We start from the raw sequence: 18,407 nt of genomic DNA, 5'->3' as shown, positions 1-18,407 counted from the left end.
CCGCCCGGCAAGGTCCCGGCTCGGGCCGCTTCCCGGCGCCCGGGGCCGTGGGGCCACGGCGCCCCTCCGGACCGGGCCCGCCCCCGAGAGGTCACCGGGACTCGGGGAGGTCCCATACCCACACCCCGCCCACGCGTACGCCGGGGTCGGACAGAAGGACCGTCAGGGTGGTGCGCAGGGCGCGTTCGTTGTGCTGAGGGGGCAGAATCACCGCGCCCGCGTGCCAGGACTTCAGATCGAGGCGGGCCTGTTCCTGGAGGGCGGGGCCGATGTCGGGGATCCGGCCGGTGTGGCCGACGTCGGTGAGGAGGTTGGAGGTGTGGGTCGGCGAGGCCCCGTAGATGCCGAGGCGGTCGGGGCCCCAGGGGCCGACGTAATAGCCCCCCGCGAGGGAGAACCCGAAACCCGTGGAGGACTGCCAGTGAAGGGCGTCCGCGCCGGCGGGGGACGGGAGCGGGACCGTGACCAGCGATTCGCCCCGGGCGAGATAGGGGCGGTACAGGTCCTGGGCGATGAAGGCGGGCACCTCGGGGCGTTCGCGGACCGGGTAGGGGGTCGGGAGCACCGGGAGCAGGGCCAGGGCGATCGCCGTGAGTCCCGCGGCGCGCAGCGGCCGGTCTCCGGTGAGCAGCAGCCGGTCCGCCGTCAGCGCGAGGAGGATACCGAGCGCCGGTACGCAGATCAGGGCGACCCGGGACTCGATGACCGCCTCGAACAGGGGCGCTTCGGCGAGGGCGCGCCAGGGCCCCGGCACCACGATGTCCGTGTACGGGAGGCGGACCCTCTCACCGAGGGAGAGCAGCGCCGCCGCCACGGCCGTGACGGCGAGGGCACGCACGAGACTCTGCCGCCACAGCCGGATCACGATGGCGACGGAGAGGGAGACGAGCGGCCAGCCGAAGAAGGCGTTCTGCTCGGTGCGGTTCATGGCGAAGAGGTCGGCCCGCTCGTCCGAGCCGAGCAGCGAGCGGCCCGCGAACTCCAGGAACGCCCGGGGTCCGTTGCCCGTGTTGTCCGCGTGCAGCACGTTCGAGTAACTGCCGGGGCCGAAGAACTGCCAACCCAGCGGGAAGGCGACGATCGGCAGACAGGTGACCAGGGCGATACCGAGGCCGCTCAGCAGGGGCCGCAGCGCCCGGCGGGCCACATCGCGGCGCACCAGGGCGTACGCGAGGGCGAACAGCAGCATGCCCATGGCCGCCAGCAGCAGCGGTTCCTCGCCGAGGAAGACCTGGTACGCGGCGAACAGGCCGAGCAGCACCCCGTCCCGTACGACGTCACGGCCCTCGCACAGCCTGAGCGCGCGGTCGATGATCAGCGGGATCATGAACAGCAGAAGGAAGTTGGGGTGGGCGTTGCCGTGCGAGATCATCGGCGGCGCGAAGGCGGTGAAGGCCGCGCCGAGAGCCGCCGCCCCCCGGTGGGAGACCAGCCGGCGGGCGAACAGCCAGTACCAGGAGGCCGCCGTCGCCGCGAGGCCGAGGGTGAGGACGAGCGCCCAGGTGACCGTCGGCCCGCAGAGCAGGGTCAGGGGGGTGAGCGGGACCGATACGCCGAGCATCACCGTGTTCCCCATCAGGTTCACCCCGTCCGGGGCGCCCTGGAAGGTGGTGAACAGCGGGTTCCGCAGATGGGCCACATTGTCGGCGGTGACCGCGAAGAACCACTCCCACTGGTTCTGGTCCTGGCCCGAGTCCGCGAGATAGCCGCGGTCGAGATCGGCCCACAGCCCCCGGTAGAGGGCGAAGGCGGCGAGCAGGAACAGCCCGGCCACCAGGAGGTCGGTCCGGCGCAGGGCCCGGGTCCGCAGCCGGACGAGTTCGACGAGGACCCCGGCGTAGGCCGGCGGCCCGACCTTGGAGCCCGGGATGTGCGACCAGCGCACCGGGACCTCCGTCACCGGCCAGCCCGCGCGCCGGAAGTAGCGCAGGATCTCGACGTCTATGCCCCAGCCGTCGAGCCGTGAGTCGGCGAAGGCCGCGCGCGCCCGGTCGCCGTCGAACAGCTTGAACCCGCACTGGGTGTCCCGGATTCCCGGGACCGCGACCAGGCGTATCAGCCGGTTGCCCATCCGGCCGAGGAACTCCCGCACCCACCGCTGGTGGACCTCGATCCGGGACTGGGGCAGAGCGCGGGAGCCGATCGCGGCCCCGGCCCCTTCGGCGGCGAGCCGCTGGTGGAGATGGTCCAACTCGTCGATCGGAGTGGCCAGATCGGCGTCGCTGAGCAGGACCTGACGGCCTCGGGAGGCGAGGACGCCCTGGCGCAGCGCGTACCCCTTCCCGCGGTTGACCGTGCCGGTGACCACCCGGATCCGCGGATCGGCGTCCGCCGCCTCCCGGGCGACGCGGGCGGTGCCGTCCGTGGAGCCGTCGTCCACGACGATCACCTCCCACTCGCCCCAGCGCCCGGGGTCGGCGAGCAGATGGGCGCGGACGGCGTCCAGCGTGGGGCGCAGCCGGGCCTCCTCGTTGTACGCCGGCACGACGACGCTGAGGCCCGGCCCGACGCCGCCGGGCGCCTTCGGCCCGGGGAGCCCGGTGTCCGGCGCGGCGCTCACCGGTCCAGCCGATCCGCCCAGGCGAGGGACTGCTCGTAGTACGCGAAGATCACCTCGCGCGCCTCGCCCATGTCGCCCGCCACCACGGCGTCGATCAGCGTCTCGTAGGCGGTGAACAGCCAGTCCCGGGCCTCCGGGTCGGCACGCAGATGCGGGACCGAGAACACCCAGGTCTGGACCCGCAGTTGGTGCAGGAAGTCGGAGATATAGCGGTTGGCGACGATCGCGCCCAGCTCGCGCCAGAAACGGAGGTCGTAGCCGATGAGGATGTCCAGATCGCCGCAGCGGGCGGCGCGGGCGGCCTCCTCGGCGCGGCGGCGCACCGGCACGGCCGCCTTGGCGTTGACCCGGGTGCGGCCCTGGCGCTCCGCGTGCTGGATGATCCCGTCGATGACCAGGGAGCGCGTCTCCGCCATCTCCCGGTAGTCGTTCACCGAGAATTGATGCACTCTAAAGCCACGGTGCTGGTCGGAGTCGAGCAGCCCCTGGGCCGAGAGATCGACCAGTGCCTCGCGTACCGGCGTCGCGGAGACGCCGTACTGCTCGGCGATCTGCTTCACCGTGAACTCCTGCCCCGACGGCAGGCGGCCGGCCAGCACCTCGTCCCGCAGCGCGTCCGCGATCTGCTGCCGCAGGGTGCTGCGGGTGACAGAGGTGCTGCCGGGGCCGGGCATCGATGGCTTCTCCTTCGCGGGGGGGGTTCCGCCGGTTCGCCGGGGGTTCCGCCGGACACGATAGGCCAGCCGTGACGCGCCCGTGCCCGTGCACGGCAGGCGGAGACAAGGGAGTTGGCGGTGGGAGAGGTGTTCGAGGCGGCGACCGGCGACGGCGCGCCGGTGCCGGGCGATCCGGCCGGGCGGGCCGCGGAGGTGCGTACGGCGTTCGCCGGGCTGATGCAGATACGCCGGCTGACGGGCGCCGTGCCCGCCGAGTGGGAGCGCAACCGGATGGTCCAGGCGGTCGCGCTGACCCTGGAGGCGGCGGGGGTTCCTCCGTCGGCGGTGGACGGGGAGGGGCTGCCCGTCGCCACGGGATACCGGGTGCGGGCCGGGGACCGTGCCGGGGCCGTGCGGGTGGACTGGCCGGGTCCGGCGGGCAGCGGCGCGGCCCGGGAGTCCGATGCGCGGCTGGCAGAGTGCGCCGGGGCCCTCGCGGCGGCGGGCGGCTGGGAGGCCCTGCTGTACCGGGGTCCCAAGGGGCGCCGGTACCTGGAGGTGGAGGCGCTGCCGCAGGTGGGAGGCGGGGCAAGCTGACTGCCGGGGTGGGGGCGGGGCACGCTGAACGGCCGGGCCCGGCGGTGGGCGGGGCGTCACGGCCCCGGTCGGCGGCCATCCGCGCCGGAGAACCGGACCGCGCGGCCCGCTCGGCGCTCGCAGGCCGCCGAGTCCGGGCAGCCCACGGCCCGTCCGATCAACCGGTCCGTTCGGTCGGCCCATCCGTACGGTCCGTCTCCGTCCGTGCGATCCCTTCAGCCCGTCCAGCCCGTCCGTTCATCCCGTCCGTCCAGTCCGTCCATTCGGTCCGTCCATTCAGTCCGTCCATTCAGTCAGCCGGGACACGGATGTAGACGCCGATACGGACCGGGCCCACGACCCGCTCCTCCTGGAGCCTGAACCCCTCCCGGAGCGCGTCACGCTTGGCCGCCTCCACCGGGAAGGGGTCGAGGGGCTGGCCCCGCAGATCCTGGACGGCCACGATCCGCCGCTCCCCGAGCACACGGGTACGTATCTCCTGTGGTGTGGCCTCCGCGCCGAAGAGGGTGTCGGAGGCGCGGGGAGTGCCGGCGAGGGAGACATCGGTGAGGCCGCGGAAGGCCGAGGGGTGGGCCAGGGTGTAGACACGGCGGCGGGTGGGGGTGAACAGCAGACCGTCACCGGGCTCCGCGATCGCGGCGACCGCCGCCGCGACCTCTCCCACGTCGTTCTTGCGGCTGTCGGGGGACCGCAGATGCGGGCCGTGCACGACGAGGGTGATCAGGGCGGCCGCCGCGGTGGCCAGGACCAGCGCCCTGGACCAGTGGCGGTCGGCGGCGGCGCCGATCAGCAGGGCCGCGCCGACGACGTACGAGAGGACATAGCGGTCGACGAAGAGGGGGTGCACCAGGGACACCAGCAGCAGCAGGCCCATGGGGACAATCAGCACCGGCAGGGCGACCGCCCGGACCGCCGCCATGGCCGGGCCGCGGAAGGCGAGCCGGGCGAGGACCGCCACCAGGGCCACCAGCACCAGTTCGTGGATGCTGGGGAACCCGATCCAGTCGACCTGCTGGGACTGGGTGACGCTGAACAGCGCGAGCGGCGCCAGTCCGGCGACGACCACGGACGCGGCGACGAGCCAGCCGCGGGGCAGCGCGGACACCACGGCGGGGATCCGGCCGAGCACACCCGTGCCCGGCAGCCGTGGCGCCCTGCCGCCGTGCCACAGCGTCACCCCGTGCGCGAGGACCAGCAGCACCGCGAACTCGTGCAGCAGACACGCCGTGAGCATCACCCCCGCGTACGCCGTCCACCACCGCTTCAGCAGCAGCCAGGTGCCCCAGGTCACGAGCGCGCAGACCAGTGCGTACGAGCGCCCCTCCTGCGCGTACCGCTGAACCGTCGGCAGCACCGGCAGGATCAGGCCGGCGAACAGTCCGGCGCGCGGGCCGGCGAGCCGCCGGCCGATGACCGCGACACCGGCGGCCGTCGCGGCCATCGCCAGCACGGACGGCAGCCGCAGCGCGACCAGTCCCGGCTCCCCCACCGCGAAGACCCCGTGCATGAGGACGTAGTAGAGGCCGTGGACCGCGTCGGCGGAGCCCAGGGTGCGCCAGATCTCCGGGATCGTGCGCCGGGCCATGTCGTAGGTGACCGCCTCGTCGCCCCAGAGCGTCCCCTCACGCGTGATCCCCCACAGGCCGAGGACGAGCATCAGCAGGGCGGGCGGTACGGCGACCTTCCAGGCGCCCGCCGTGCCCACCTCGCCCGCCGGGGGTGTGACGGGCGGGGCGGCCCGGGCGCGGGCCCGGTGGAGGCGGTGAGGGACTGCGGTGTCGAGCATCGGTCGAGTCCATCGGCCCGCGCATTGATGGGCAGCCCCTCCGCGCCGGAGGCATCAATTGACTACCCTCGCAGGTCGGAGCGGGGACAGCAGAGGAATCCAGCGGCACGAGCCAACAAGCAGGCAAGCCGACAAGCGGACGAGCGGACCGGGGGACACCGTGGGACGACGCGAGAAGCCCCTGGACCCGGCTGCCGGGCCGGTGCAGCGTTTCGCCCACGAGCTGCGGGAGCTGCGCCGGGCCGCGGGCGGACCGACCTACCGGACCATGGCCCGGGAGACCCCGTACTCCGCGCCGACCCTGTCGGCCGCCGCGTCGGGTGAGCGGATGCCCTCGCTGGCCGTCACGCTCGCGTATGTGGCGGCGTGCGGCGGCGATGAGCGGGACGCCGCGGAGTGGGAGCGGCGGTGGCGCGAGGCGTCGGAGGACGGCGGGCCCGCCCCCGACGACGGGCCCGGCCCGTACCCGGGACTGGCACGGTACGGCCCCGAGGACGGCGACCACTACTTCGGCCGTGATGATCTGATCGCGGAACTCCTCGACCTCACGCGCCGGCGCCCCTTCGCCGCGCTGGTCGGGGCGTCCGGCAGCGGGAAGTCCTCGCTGCTGCGGGCCGGTCTCGTCCCCGCGGTGCGGCGGCGGGAGGACGGCGACCGTCCCTCGGTGATCCGGATCCTCACCCCCGGGCCGACCCCGGCGCGTACCCACAAAGAACTGTTCACCGGCGGCGCGCTGATCCTGGTCGACCAGTTCGAGGAGGTCTTCACGCTCTGCGACGACCCGGAGGAGCGGGCCGCATTCACGGATCTGATGCTCGACGGGGGCGCCCGGGTGGTGCTCGCCGTACGCGCGGACTTCTACGGGCGCTGCGCCGAGCAGCCCGCGCTCGTGCGCGCCCTCAAGGACTCGGTGCTGCTGGTGGGGCGGATGAGCCGGGAGCAGCTGCGCGAGGCGGTCGTCGGTCCCGCGGGTGCCGAACGGCTCGTCGTGGAGCGGGGCCTCACCGCCCGGGTCGTGGACGACATCGCGGACGAACCGGGCGGGCTGCCGCTGCTGTCGCACGCGCTGCGGGAGGTGTGGCGGCGCAGACGCGGACGGACGCTGACCGAGGAGGCGTACGAGGCCATCGGCGGTGTGCAGGGCGCGATCGCCCACACGGCCGAGCAGGTCTTCGCCGCGCTCACCCCCGAGGAGTCCTCGGCCGCCCGTGCGCTGCTGCTGCGGCTCATATCGCCCGGTGATGGCACCGCGGACACCCGTCGGCCCGCCGGCCGCGAGGAGTTGGTGCCCCACGGTTCGCAGGTCCCCGGGCGGGTTCTGGAACGGCTGCTGCGGGCCCGGCTGCTGACCGCCGACGACGGCTCCGTGAACCTCGCGCACGAGGCCCTGATCACCGGCTGGCCCCGGCTGCGGAGCTGGATCGAGGAGGACCGCGAGCTGCTGCGGCTGCACCGCAGGCTGACCGAGGCCGCCCGGATGTGGGAGGAACTGGGGCGGGACGCGGGGGCGCTGTACCGGGGGGCGCAGCTGGAGGCGGCCCGGGAGGCGTTCGGGGCGCCCGGGCCGGGGAGCGGAACCCTGACCGGCGCCCGCGCGTCGACCGGCACCACCGGCCCGGGCGCCACGGCGACGGGTGCCACGTCGACCGGCGCCACCTCGACCGACCCCGACGGTATCGACCCCGACGGTATCGACCCCGCCGGTATCGACCCCCACGGTGACGGCCTTTCCGCGACCGGGTCCTCCCGCGCCGCCTTCGCCGGGCCCCGCGCCCGTATCGCCCTCACTCCCCAGGAGAACGCCTTCCTCATCGCGTCGGTCGCCGCCCACGACCGCGCCGTCCGCGCCGCCGCCCGCACCAACCGCCGGCTGCGTACGCTCACCGTCACCCTGTCCGTACTGCTGTGCCTCGCCGCCGTCGCCGGTCTCACCGCCTGGCAGCAGAGCCGGGTCAGCGACCGCCGTGCCACCGAGGCGGAGGCGCGCAGGATCGCCGCGGTGGCGAACACCCTGCGCGCGTCCGACCCGCGCACCGCGATGCGGCTGAGCCTGGCGGCCTGGCGGCTGGCCGATGTCCGGGAGACCCGGGAGGCCCTGTCCGAGGCGGCGGCACAGCGCGAGACCGACGCCTTCACCACCACGCTGCCCGGGTTCAACGAGCCGGACGACAGCAGCACCTGGCGGCGGCTGAGCGAGGACGGCCGGACGCTGACCGTGGTCAGCCGGGAACGCACCGAGCGCTGGGACGCGGCCACGCGCCACAAGCGGCCCGACTCCCCGGGGCTGGGCGCCGCCGCAGCGCGGATCATCCAGATCAGCGGCGATACGAGGAGGGTCGCCGTCCGCAGCCCCTCAGGGGTGCGCCTGTGGGACACGGAGACGGGGAAACCGACGGACGGCCCCCTCTTCGGGCCCCGGGGCGACCAGGTGGAAGGCGACTTCTCCCCGGACGCGAGGCTGTTCGCCACATACGAATACGGCGACGGGACCCGCCGGCCGCTCCGGCTCTGGGACACGGGCACCGGGCGACTGCTCCTGGAGCCGTCCGGCCGCTGGAACGACATACGCCGGATCCGGATCTCCCCCGACAACCGGCTGCTCGCGTTCTGCCCGGACGACGCCCCGCTCCAGCTCTGGGACATCGGCGAACGGCGCCGGATCCCCACCCCCTGGGCCACGAAGGGCGATGTGTGCGGGGTGGACAACATCCTGTTCACGCCCGACGGCCGGACGCTCGCGATCGGCGCCGGGACGGGAGTACGCAGCTGGGACGTCCGGTCCGGGCGGGAGCGCCCCCTGATCCCGTCGTCCATGCCCCCCGATACGGCGTTCAGCGCGGACGGCTCCCATGCCGTGACCCTGGCGGACGACGAGGTCCGGCTCTGGCGGCTGTCGGGAACGGAGGTGCCCGTGCCCGTGCTCACGCTTCAGGTGAACGCGGTCAATCCCACCGATCCCCGGCTGAACCTGGCGGACGGGGTGATCCGCTTCGCGGACGGTATCGGCCCCACTCTCACCATACGGACCATCGCGCTGGACACCCCGGCGGACGGACGCGCCTGGGAGCGCGTCCCGTTCACCGGAGCCTGGTACAGCCCGGACGCCCGGACCCTGGTGACGGCCCGTACGCCCGGCACCGGCTCCCCTCCCGCCACCGCTCCTCCGGCCGCCCCCGCGCCTACGGCCACGCCGGACATCACGGCCGTCCAGGGCTCGACGGCCACACCGGGTGCGGCGGCCGTGCCGGGTCCGGCGGGCGGTTCGGCGATCCCCCCGGGCTCGGCGGTCGCCGTGGAGGAACCGGCCGCCCCGCGGGAACCCGACCGCCCCCAGGCGTACGAACACCGGGACTCCTCCGACGGACGGCTCCGCCGGGTCCTCACTCAGGACGGTCCCGGCCCGGAGAACCTGGCCGCGGTGGCGTTCAGCCCGGACGGCCGGCTCTTCGCCCATCTGGACTCCTCGGGCAGGGTGACCGTGCGCCCGCTCGCCGGGGGCGCGGCCACGACGCTGCCGTACCGCTCCCTCGTCTACGGGCTCGCACTCGGCCCGAAGGGCTCCTGGATCGCCGCATCCCGGCTGCCGGAGTCCTCCAAGTCCTCCGACGCGGCCACCGAGATCCTGGACCTGGACGGCGGAACCCGCTGGTCCACGCTGCGTCGCGGCCGGGAGGGCGCCCTCCTCGCCACCGCACCGGACGGCCGGATCCTCACCGAGGACCACCTGTCGATCGACCCGCGCACGGGCGGGGCCACCCGTGTCATGGAGGGCGAGGACCGTGCGAAGGCGGTGGTGTACTCCCCCGGGGGCGACCGGCTGGTCATGACCGACGAACAGGGCCGCACCACGCTCTGGGACGGGGAGGGCCGGCAGCGGCTCGCCGTGCTCACTCCCCCGGTGCCGAGGAGCGGTCCGGGTCCGGAACGGCGCGTACCCGCGCTCGCGTTCTCCCCCGACGGCCGCACGGTCGCGGTCGGTGACGCCGACGGCCGCATACGGCTCTGGGACACCTCGGCCCCCCGGTCCACCGGCTCCCCGCTCCCGGTCGCCGACGGTCCGGTGCTGGCGCTCGCCTTCGCCCCGGACGGCCGCACCCTGCGGGTGACGACCCCGCACACCGCCTCGCGCGCCTACTCCCTGGATATCCGGGACACGGCGGATGCGGTGTGCGCCCGGGCGGCGGGCGGGCCCTCCCGCGCGGAGTGGGAGACCCATCTCCCGGCCGTCCCCTACCGGACGGTCTGCTGACGGCACCGGGGCCCGAACCCGCGCCGGACGACTGGGCTCCGGACTGAGGGCCGGACCGCGGGGGTTTCGACCGCGGGGACTCGACCGCGGACCGGCATCGACTTCTCCGGTGTCCCGGTGTCAGCATGTGCCCCATGACGAACATCCCCAAAGGTGCGAACGCCCCTGTGCCGACCGCTCGGCTGCGGGTGGCGGTGGGGCACGCCCTGACGCCCACGACACCGGCCGTGGACGCCGTGGCGCTGCTGCTCGACGGGCGGGGCACGACACGTCCGGGCCGTTCCGACGTGGTGTCCAGCCAGGGGACCCTGCACCCCTCGCGGGCCGTGGGGCACATGGGCAGCACCACGGGCAACGGGCAGTTCGCCGTCTGGCTGGACGTGGATCTGCCGGTCGTGGAGGCCGAGATCCAGCGGGTGCTGATCATCGCGCTCTCCGGAGGGGCCGCCTTCGGATCCGTACCCGGGCTGTATGTACAGGCGTCCGGGCAGGACGGGATGCCGGTCGCGCGGTACACGGTGACCGACGCGGCGAACGAGACCGCGTTCGTCCTCGGGGAGTTCTACCGGCGCGACGGGGCGTGGAAGTTCCGGGCGATGGGACAGGGGTACGCCTCCGGGATCCAGGGCGTCATCGCGGACTACGGCACGGAGGCGCAGCAGCCCGGCCCGGGCGGGCAGCCCCCGCTCGGTGGACAACAGCCGGGTGGACAGCCTCCGCTCGGTCAACAACAACCGGGCGGACAGCCTCCGTTGGGCGGGCAGCACCAGCAGCACCCGCCTCTGCATCAGCCAGCGCACCCGCCGCAGCCGTACGGTCCCGGCCCCGGCCCCGGCAGGACGTACGCACCGGGGCACGGCATGGTCGACCCCCGGCCGCCCGCGCCCCAACCGCCCGCGCCCCAGCCGGGCCACCCGCAGCCGGGTGTTCCGCAGCACGGGTTCCAGCAGCCGGGAGGCGCTCCCGGTCAGCCGCAGCACGGGTTCCCCCAGCCCCACCCGCAGCCGGGATATCCCCAGCCAGGCCACCAACAGCCCGGCCACCCCCAGCCGTACCAGGCGCCCGGGCCCCAGCCCGGTGCCGCTCCCCCGTACCAGACACCCGCGCCTGCGCCCCCGGCCACGTACCAGACACCCGCCCCCGCGCCCTCGGGACACCCCTACCCGGCGCCGCCCGGAACGGCCCAGCCCCACCAGGCCGGATACCAGGCCCACCCGGCCGAGGACCGGTTCGCCCGCTTCCCCTCCTTCCCGCCCCAGACCATCCGCGGCCACGGCAACGACAAGGTCACCTTCGCCGCGCCGATCCCGGCCGGTCCGGTGATCGTGGAGCTGGCCCACCGGGGCGACGGCTGGATGTCCGTGTACCAGCTCAACCAGCGTCATGAGACCGGGGGCACGATCGCCAGCACGATGTCACCGGACTTCCACGGCCGCGCGCCCGCCATCGCGTCGGACAGACATCCCCTGCGGCTGGAAATCATGGCGGAGGACGACTGGACGGCCACCGTGCGCCCGGTGTCGACGGCGCGCCGGCTCGGCTCGGTGGCGGTCCACGGCGATTCCTACGAGGTACTCGCGCACAACGGGCCCGATATCGACCTGGAGGTGGAGTTCCTGGGCCCGCGGCACGGCCCGGACCGCAGCGACAACAGCCTCACGCTCCTCGCGATGGGGATAGACAACATCTGGTACGAGGACGCGGATTTCGGCGATGTCGACTATCTGCTCACCTCGGCCGTCGGCCCGTTCCGCCAGACGGTACGTCTGAGGGGCGGCCCGCGCCTGCTGGCCGTCGAGGCGGAAGGTCTCTGGACGATCACGCCCCGCCCCGGGGGGTGACGCCGGCCGAACCGGAAGAACCAGGTCCAGGCGTCCCGACGGGCCCGAGCCGGATCGTTCGGCGAGAACGCGGAGCGATGACTCGGTCAGGACCGGGACGAGCTTCAGGCGCCGGGAACTCACACCGGGAGGACGAGCTCCAGCTCCGCCAGTGCGTCCGCGGCGCCCGCGGCGGAGGCCGAGGAACGGCTCTTCGCCAGTGCGCGGTTCAGATGGCGCCTGGCGGACTCCCGGTCGCCGTGGAGGCGTGCGGCACGGCCCAGGCCGATTTCCGCGCGGATCTCGCCCCGGATGTAAGCCCGTTCGGCGGAGACGGACAGCGCACGCTCGTACCGTTCCCTCGCCCGCCGGACGTGGCCGCCGGCCAGGGCGGTCCGGCCGAGCCGGATCAGGGTTTCGACGACCTCGGTCCACAGCCCGAGTTCCTCGGCCATCAGGAGACCTTCCCGGTGCAGCCGCTCCGTCCGCGCCCGGTCGCCGTGGTGTTCGGCCGCGAGCGCCAGTGACCGGGTGGCCCGGAGCTGTCCCCAGCGGTCCCCGATCTCGTGGAACAGCGCGGCGCCCAGCTCCGCGTGGGCTTCCCCCCGGGCCGGGACATGGCCGGCGAGTTCGACCAGGGCCGCGGCCTCGCCCCAGCGGTCCCCGGCGGTACGCGCACCGGCCAGGCTCGCCTCCACCAGACGCAGCCCCTCACGGTGGTGGCCCTGGCCCGTCAGACCGGTGCCGATGAACCACTGCAACCGGGCCCGCAGTACCGGGTCGTCGAGACCGGCCGTCGGGTCCTCACCGACCGGGACCGGTGACCCGCCGCCCGCTGCCGCCTCGGCCGGTGATACGTCGGCCGGTGCCCCCTCGGCCAGTGACCCGTTGGCCGGTGACACGTCGGCCGGTGATGTGCGCAGTGTGACTCCGGTCAGCCAGGCCCGCGCCGCCGGACGGGCGCCCGGGGCCGTCCCGCCCTCCGCCGCCAGCGCCGTCTGGAGCGATCTGCGGGCCTCGGTGAGCCGTCCGCGCAGAAACCAGTACCACATCAGCGCGTTCACCAGCCGCACCGCGTGTTCGCCGCTCCCGGTGACCGCGAGGTCGAGAGCGCGGCGCAGATTGACCGTCTCCGCGTCCAGGCGCTCCAGACAGCGCCGCTGGTCCGGGCCGCGCAGCCGCTCGTTCTCCCGTTCGGCCAGCTCCGTACAGCACCGTACGAACCTGGCACGGACGGCGGCCGCTTCACCCGCCTCCGTGAGCCTCTCGGCGCAGTAGGCGGCCACCGATTCGAGCAGCCGGAACCGGCCGCCCTCGCGGACCACCAGGGAGCGGTCCACCAGCCGGGCCAGCAGGTCGGGCACCCGCTCGGCGGGCAGGTCCCGGTCGGCGCACACGGCCTCGGCGGACTCCAGGGTGCAGCCGTCGGCATACACGGCCAGCCGCCGCAGTACGGTCCGCTCATCCGCGGTCAGCAGCTGCCAGCTCCAGTCGAGCATGCTCCGCAGCGTCTGCTGCCTGGCCGGCAGCCCGCGCGCCCGGACCTCGGGCCGGGTGAACCGGTCGTCGAGGCGGGCGGCGAGTTCGTCCGGGCTCAGTGCCCTCAGCCGGGGGGCCACGAGTTCCAGCGCGAGCGGAATGCCGTCCAGCCGACGGCAGATGGCCGAGACGGCCGGCGCGTTGTCCGCGTCGAGGACGAAGCCGGGCACCGCCGCGGCCGCCCGCTCCACGAACAGCTCGACGGCGCCGGACCGGGCGGCCGCTCCCGGACCCGTGTGCTCCGGCAACGCCAGCGGGGGCACCGGGTGCACCACCTCGCCGGGGATGTCGAGGGCCTCCTGGCTGGTGACCAGCAGATGCCCTCCGGGCACCGCCGACAGTACGGCCCCGGCGAGCGCGGCGACCGGCTCGACCAGGTGCTCGCAGTTGTCCAGCAGGATCAGCAGACGCTTCTCGGCCACCGCCTGGCACAGCCAGCCCACCAGGTCGTCCAGGTTCGGCTCCGACGCCGACGTGTCGCACAGTCCGAGCGTCGTGATGACCCGTTCGGCGATGTCGTCCGGGGTCGAGACGGCGCTCAGACCGGCCAGTTCGACCAACCACACTCCGTGGGTGAAGCGTTCGGCCATATCGCGGGCCGCGGCCGTCGCCAGCCGTGTCTTCCCGACCCCGCCGAGACCGGTGAGCGTGACCAGACGGGTGTCCGAGTCCGGGCCCAGCCGTGCCCGCACCTCACCGACCGCCTCCCGCCGGCCGATCAACGAGGTCAGCGGTGTGGGCAGATTGGTACGGCACGACGGTGACTCGACGGTCGGCGGCGCCAGATGCGGCTCCTGGCGCAGAATCGCCTCGTGGAGCACGGTGGCCCCCGGGCCCGGCGACACGCCCAGCTCCTCCTTCAGCAGACTCCGCAGCTCCTGGAAGCTCCGCAAGGCGTCGCCCTGCCGCCCGGCCCGGTACAGCGCGCGCATATGGGCCGTGCGCAGCCGTTCCCGCAGCGGATACCGCGCCACCAGTTCGCCCAGCTCCGCGGCGAGCGCATGGTGTTCGCCCAGAGTCAGCCGTACGTCGGCCCGGTCCTCCAGGACGGTCAGGCGCAGCTCCTCCAGCCGGGCGATCTCACCGCGGGCGAACAGCGCCTCGGCGACATCGGCGTAGGCCGGGCCCCGCCACAGCGCGAGCGCTTCGGCGAACAGGTCCGCCTTCACCGCCGGTTCGTCGTGGGCGCGGGCGCGTTCGGCCAGTTCCTGGAACCGCAGCGCGTCGACCGCCCCGATCACATCGTCGGCGTTGTTGGTGTCGTCAGCGAGATTGGCGTTGTCGGCGATGTTGGCGTTCTCCGCCAGCAGCAGCCGATAGCCCGCGGGCTCCCGGACCACCCGCTCGCGGCCCAGCACACGGCGCAGCTGGGAGATCTTGGTCTGCAACGCGTTGGCCGACCCGTCCGGCGGGTTGCCCGCCCACAGGTCCTCGATGAGACGGTCCGGCGGCACCGGTCCGCCCCCGTGGATCAGCAGATCCGCCAGCAGGGCGCGCACTTTCGCTTCGGGGACTCTGACCGGCGCCCCCTCGGCGTCCCAGACGGCCAGCGGGCCGAGCACCCCGTAGCGCATCGTCGCAGTCTATCGCCGGCCGACCATCAGGAAATCGTGCGTACCGACCGGGAGAGTGACCGCGCACCTGCTCGAACCCGTGCAGCCCTGCGGAGAAAACCCCAGAGAAACCCCAGAGAAACCGCGGAGAAGCCGCGGAGAAGCCGCAGAGAACCGCGGGGAAACCCGTGAGAAAGGGGAGTGCGATGAGCGCATCGACCGTACGCGGAGCCGGTCCCCGGAAGGGCGCCGGGCCCCGGGAGTGGGGAGGGCTGGCCGTCCTCTCGCTGCCCACCGTGCTGCTCGGCCTCGACGTCACCGTGCTGTACCTCGCCCTCCCCTCCCTCGCGGAAGACCTGCGCCCGAGCGGCACCGAGACGCTGTGGATCATGGACGCGTACGGCTTTCTGATCGCCGGCTTCCTGATCACCATGGGCACGCTGGGCGACCGGATCGGCCGCCGGAAGCTGCTGATGATCGGGGCCGCCGCCTTCGGAGCCGTCTCGGTGGTGGCCGCCTACTCCGGCAGCACCGAACTGCTCATCGCCGCGCGGGCGGCGCTGGGGATCGCCGGTGCCACGCTGATGCCGTCCACCCTGTCCCTGATCAGCAATATGTTCATCGATCCGCGCCAGCGCTCCCTGGCGATCGGTGTCTGGGCCACGAGCTTCGCGCTCGGGATGGCTCTGGGGCCGGTGGTCGGCGGTGCGATGCTGGCCCGGTTCTGGTGGGGTTCGGCGTTTCTGCTCGCGGTCCCGGTCGCGATCGTCCTGCTGGTGGCCGCACCGGTGCTGATCCCCGAGTACCGCGCCCCGCGCCGTGGCCGGTTCGACCTGCTCAGCGTCGCGCTGTCGCTGGTCGCGATCCTGCCGGTCGTCTACGCGGTGAAGCGGGGCGCCAAGGACGGCCCGGAGGCTCCCGTGCTCGTCGCCCTGGTGACCGGCCTGGTCTTCGCGGGGCTGTTCGTACGGCGCCAGACCGGCCTGGCGAGCCCTTTGCTGGACGTGCGGCTGTTCACCAACCGTACGTTCAGCGCCGCGCTGAGCGTCCTGCTCGTCGGGCTGGTCGGCGTCGGCGGCTCGATGCTGCTGATCACACAGCAGCTCCAGCTCGTGGAGGGACTGCCTCCGGTCGAAGCGGGTCTGTGGATGGGGCCGCCCGCGCTGATGATGCTCATGGCCGCGATCGGGGCGCCGCTGGTCGCGCGCCGGGTGCCGCCGGGGATCGTGGTGGCCGTCACCCTGGTGCTGTCCACCGTCGGATACCTGCTGCTCACCCAGGTGGGCACCAAGGGCGGCATCCCTCTGATCGTGACCGGTTTCGGGCTGATCTACCTCGGACTCGGGGCGATCGCGGCCCTGGGCACGGACCTGGTGGTCGGCGCCGCGCCGCCGGAGAAGGCCGGTTCCGCCTCGGCGATGTCGGAGACCGTGCAGGAACTGGGTCTCGCCCTGGGTGTGGCGATCCTGGGCAGTCTGGCCACCGCCGTCTACCGGGGCCGCGTCGGCGACGAGTTCCCCGCCGGGACGCCGGACGAGGTGGCCGAAGCGGCGGGCGACAGTCTCGCCGGAGCGTCCTCGTCGGTGAACGAGCTGCCCGCCGGCTGGCTCGACCAGGCCGAGGAGGCGGCCACCTCCGGGCTGAACACGGCGATGCTGGTCGCCGCGTGCGGCACCCTGGTACTGGCGTTTCTGTCCGCCGTGGTGCTCAGGCACATCGGCGTCATCGGCGGCGACGAGCCGGGGGCCCCTGAAGCCGTCCCGGGGGAACCTGCACGGTCGGACGTCTGAACGCGGCGGTGTCCGGGGGCGGGTCGGGGACGGACGACCGTGTCCCGGGGGAACTCGCCCGGGGACACGGCCCGCGTCCGGGCCCGGTCGGTGTCGGACGCGTCCCGGACGGTGACGCGGGCCCGGTCGGGCGACTCGGCCCGGACGGGTGGGGTGCCCTCGGACGCGGTGGAGCGGGCCGCCTCACCGCGTCCGGCCGAACCCATCCCGTCCGTCCGGCCGAGTCCACCGCATCCGAAGTGCCCTCGGGTGGCACCAGGGGGACGGGCCCGGTGGAGCGGGCCTCCCCACCGCGTCCGGCCGAACCCACCGCATCCGTCCGACGCACCGCACCCGTCCGTCCGAACCCACCGAGTCCGGCCGTCCGGCCTGCCCGACCCCGTCCGGAGCGGCCTCTACGCCACGTACCCGTCCGCGACCCCCAGCGCCGCGTCCAGCGCCGCCAGGCCCTCCTTGGCCTCCGCCTCGCTGATGTTGCACGGCGGGACGACATGGGTGCGGTTCATATTGACGAACGGCCACAGACCGTGGGCCTTGCAGGCCGCGGCGAAGGAGGCCATGGCCGCGTTCGCCTCGCCGGAGGCGTTGTACGGGACCAGGGGCTCGCGGGTCTCCCGGTCGCGGACCAGGTCGAGCGCCCAGAAGACGCCCGTGCCCCGGACCTCGCCGACGCTCGGGTGGCGCTCTGCCAGCTCCCGCAGACCGGGTCCGATGACCGTCTCGCCGATGGCGGCCGCGCGCTCGACGATCTGCTCCTCCTCCATGACCCGGATCGTGGCGACCGCCGCCGCGCACGCCAGCGGATGGCCGGAGTAGGTGAGTCCGCCGGGGTAGGGCCGGGTCTCGAAGGTCGCCGCGATCTCCGCGGAGATGGCGACACCGCCCAGCGGAACGTAACCGGAGTTGACGCCCTTGGCGAAGGTGATCAGATCGGGCACCACGCCGAAGTGCTCGGCGGCGAACCACTTTCCGGTACGCCCGAAGCCCGCCATGACCTCGTCCAGGACGAACACGATCCCGTACCGGTCGCAGATCTCCCGCACACCCGCGAGATAGCCGGGCGGCGGGACCATGATCCCGGCCGTGCCGGGGATGGTCTCCAGCACGATCGCGGCGATCGTCGCGGGACCCTCGAAGGCGATGGTCTCCTCCAGGTGCCGCAGCGCGCGGGCGCCTTCCTCCTCCTCGGTGGCGGAGTGGAAGGGCGAGCGGTACAGGAAGGGCGCCCAGAAGTGCACCACCCCGGCGGTGCCGGTGTCGGAGGGCCAGCGGCGGGGGTCGCCGGTGACATTGATCGCGGTCTGGGTGCCTCCGTGGTACGAGCGGTACGCGGAGAGCACCTTGGGGCGGCCGGTGTGCAGCCGGGCCATCCGGATCGCGTTCTCGACGGCCTCGGCGCCACCGTTGGTGAAGAAGATCTTGTCCAGATCGCCGGGGGTGCGCTCGGCGATCAGCCGGGCGGCCTCGGAGCGCGCCTCGACGGCGAACGCGGGCGCGAAGGTGGTCAGCTTCCCCGCCTGCTCCTGGATCGCCGCGACGACCTTCGGGTGCTGGTAGCCGATGTTGGTGTAGACGAGGCCGCTGGTGAAGTCGAGATAGCGCTTCCCGTCGTAGTCCCAGAAGTACGAGCCCTCGGCGCCGGCGACGGCGAGCGGGTCGATCAGGCCCTGGGCGGACCACGAGTGGAAGACGTGCGCACGGTCCGCGGCCTTCACGGCCGCGCCGGCCCCCGGGTTCGCGGGGTCAACAGCTTGAGGGGTCATGCGCCCCAGCGTATGGACCGCCGTACGGGATCCGACATCACCATCCTGTCTGCCCCGCGCGGGCTTCCTGCGGCGTTCTGTCCAGCGGAGGCGA

The 18,407-nt window shown here is 73.7% G+C and carries 9 protein-coding genes; 4 read left to right on the top strand and 5 right to left on the bottom strand.

Going from position 1 to position 18,407, the window contains the following annotated elements:
* Positions 1 to 91: 91 nt before the first annotated feature.
* Together ACIBCM_RS21575 and ACIBCM_RS21570 are read right to left on the bottom strand one after the other, a co-directional pair.
* Positions 92 to 2,560 carry a dolichyl-phosphate beta-glucosyltransferase gene (locus tag ACIBCM_RS21575; protein ID WP_399245512.1) on the bottom strand — a complete coding sequence of 823 codons (2,469 nt, stop codon included), beginning with the start codon at positions 2,558 to 2,560 and terminating at the stop codon, positions 92 to 94.
* Positions 2,557 to 3,234, bottom strand: a complete 678-nt coding sequence (locus ACIBCM_RS21570) for a GntR family transcriptional regulator (RefSeq protein WP_399245510.1) — start codon at positions 3,232 to 3,234, stop codon at positions 2,557 to 2,559. Before ACIBCM_RS21570 ends, ACIBCM_RS21575 begins: the two co-directional genes overlap by 4 nt.
* 120 nt (positions 3,235 to 3,354) lie before the next feature.
* Between ACIBCM_RS21570 and ACIBCM_RS21565 the strand changes: the two genes are divergently transcribed.
* Entirely contained in the window at positions 3,355 to 3,813 is a 459-nt protein-coding gene (locus ACIBCM_RS21565) for a hypothetical protein (protein WP_399245508.1), read from the top strand.
* 289 nt (positions 3,814 to 4,102) lie between these two features.
* On the opposite strand, the gene ACIBCM_RS21560 is transcribed toward ACIBCM_RS21565, so the two are convergent.
* Positions 4,103 to 5,599 carry a hypothetical protein gene (locus ACIBCM_RS21560; RefSeq protein ID WP_399245506.1) on the bottom strand — a complete coding sequence of 499 codons (1,497 nt, stop codon included), beginning with the start codon at positions 5,597 to 5,599 and terminating at the stop codon, positions 4,103 to 4,105.
* A 160-nt stretch (positions 5,600 to 5,759) separates the two neighbouring features.
* Between ACIBCM_RS21560 and ACIBCM_RS21555 the strand changes: the two genes are divergently transcribed.
* Positions 5,760 to 9,848, top strand: coding sequence for a hypothetical protein (locus ACIBCM_RS21555; protein WP_399245504.1), 4,089 nt, complete (start codon positions 5,760 to 5,762; stop codon positions 9,846 to 9,848).
* Between the two features lie 134 nt (positions 9,849 to 9,982).
* Positions 9,983 to 11,689, top strand: a complete 1,707-nt coding sequence (locus ACIBCM_RS21550) for a TerD family protein (protein ID WP_399245502.1) — start codon at positions 9,983 to 9,985, stop codon at positions 11,687 to 11,689.
* Positions 11,690 to 11,808: 119 nt separating this feature from the next.
* Here ACIBCM_RS21550 and ACIBCM_RS21545 read toward each other — a convergent pair whose 3' ends face one another.
* On the bottom strand, positions 11,809 to 14,781 hold the full coding sequence (locus ACIBCM_RS21545; RefSeq protein WP_399245500.1) for a BTAD domain-containing putative transcriptional regulator: 2,973 nt from the start codon (positions 14,779 to 14,781) through the stop codon (positions 11,809 to 11,811).
* A gap of 185 nt (positions 14,782 to 14,966) precedes the next feature.
* Here ACIBCM_RS21545 and ACIBCM_RS21540 point away from each other — a divergent pair, with 185 nt between their 5' ends.
* Positions 14,967 to 16,550, top strand: coding sequence for an MFS transporter (locus ACIBCM_RS21540; protein WP_399245499.1), 1,584 nt, complete (start codon positions 14,967 to 14,969; stop codon positions 16,548 to 16,550).
* A 395-nt stretch (positions 16,551 to 16,945) separates the two neighbouring features.
* Here the strand turns inward: ACIBCM_RS21540 and ACIBCM_RS21535 are convergent, their stop codons facing one another.
* Entirely contained in the window at positions 16,946 to 18,313 is a 1,368-nt protein-coding gene (locus ACIBCM_RS21535; protein ID WP_399245497.1) for an aspartate aminotransferase family protein, read from the bottom strand.
* Between the last annotated feature and the right edge of the window lie 94 nt (positions 18,314 to 18,407).

The sequence above is a fragment of the Streptomyces sp. NPDC051018 genome (assembly GCF_044456085.1).
In the GTDB taxonomy this organism is placed as follows: domain Bacteria; phylum Actinomycetota; class Actinomycetes; order Streptomycetales; family Streptomycetaceae; genus Streptomyces.
This window is presented reverse-complemented; position numbering and strand designations above follow the sequence as displayed.

What these genes read in the sequence shown, in the direction of transcription:
- ACIBCM_RS21570 (WP_399245510.1), bottom strand. Translation starts at nt 3,234, where the DNA reads ATGCCCGGCCCCGGCAGCACCTCTGTCACCCGCAGCACCCTGCGGCAG.
- ACIBCM_RS21560 (WP_399245506.1), bottom strand. Translation starts at nt 5,599, where the DNA reads ATGCTCGACACCGCAGTCCCTCACCGCCTCCACCGGGCCCGCGCCCGG.
- ACIBCM_RS21550 (WP_399245502.1), top strand. Translation starts at nt 9,983, where the DNA reads ATGACGAACATCCCCAAAGGTGCGAACGCCCCTGTGCCGACCGCTCGG.
- ACIBCM_RS21545 (WP_399245500.1), bottom strand. Translation starts at nt 14,781, where the DNA reads ATGCGCTACGGGGTGCTCGGCCCGCTGGCCGTCTGGGACGCCGAGGGG.
- ACIBCM_RS21540 (WP_399245499.1), top strand. Translation starts at nt 14,967, where the DNA reads ATGAGCGCATCGACCGTACGCGGAGCCGGTCCCCGGAAGGGCGCCGGG.
- ACIBCM_RS21535 (WP_399245497.1), bottom strand. Translation starts at nt 18,313, where the DNA reads ATGACCCCTCAAGCTGTTGACCCCGCGAACCCGGGGGCCGGCGCGGCC.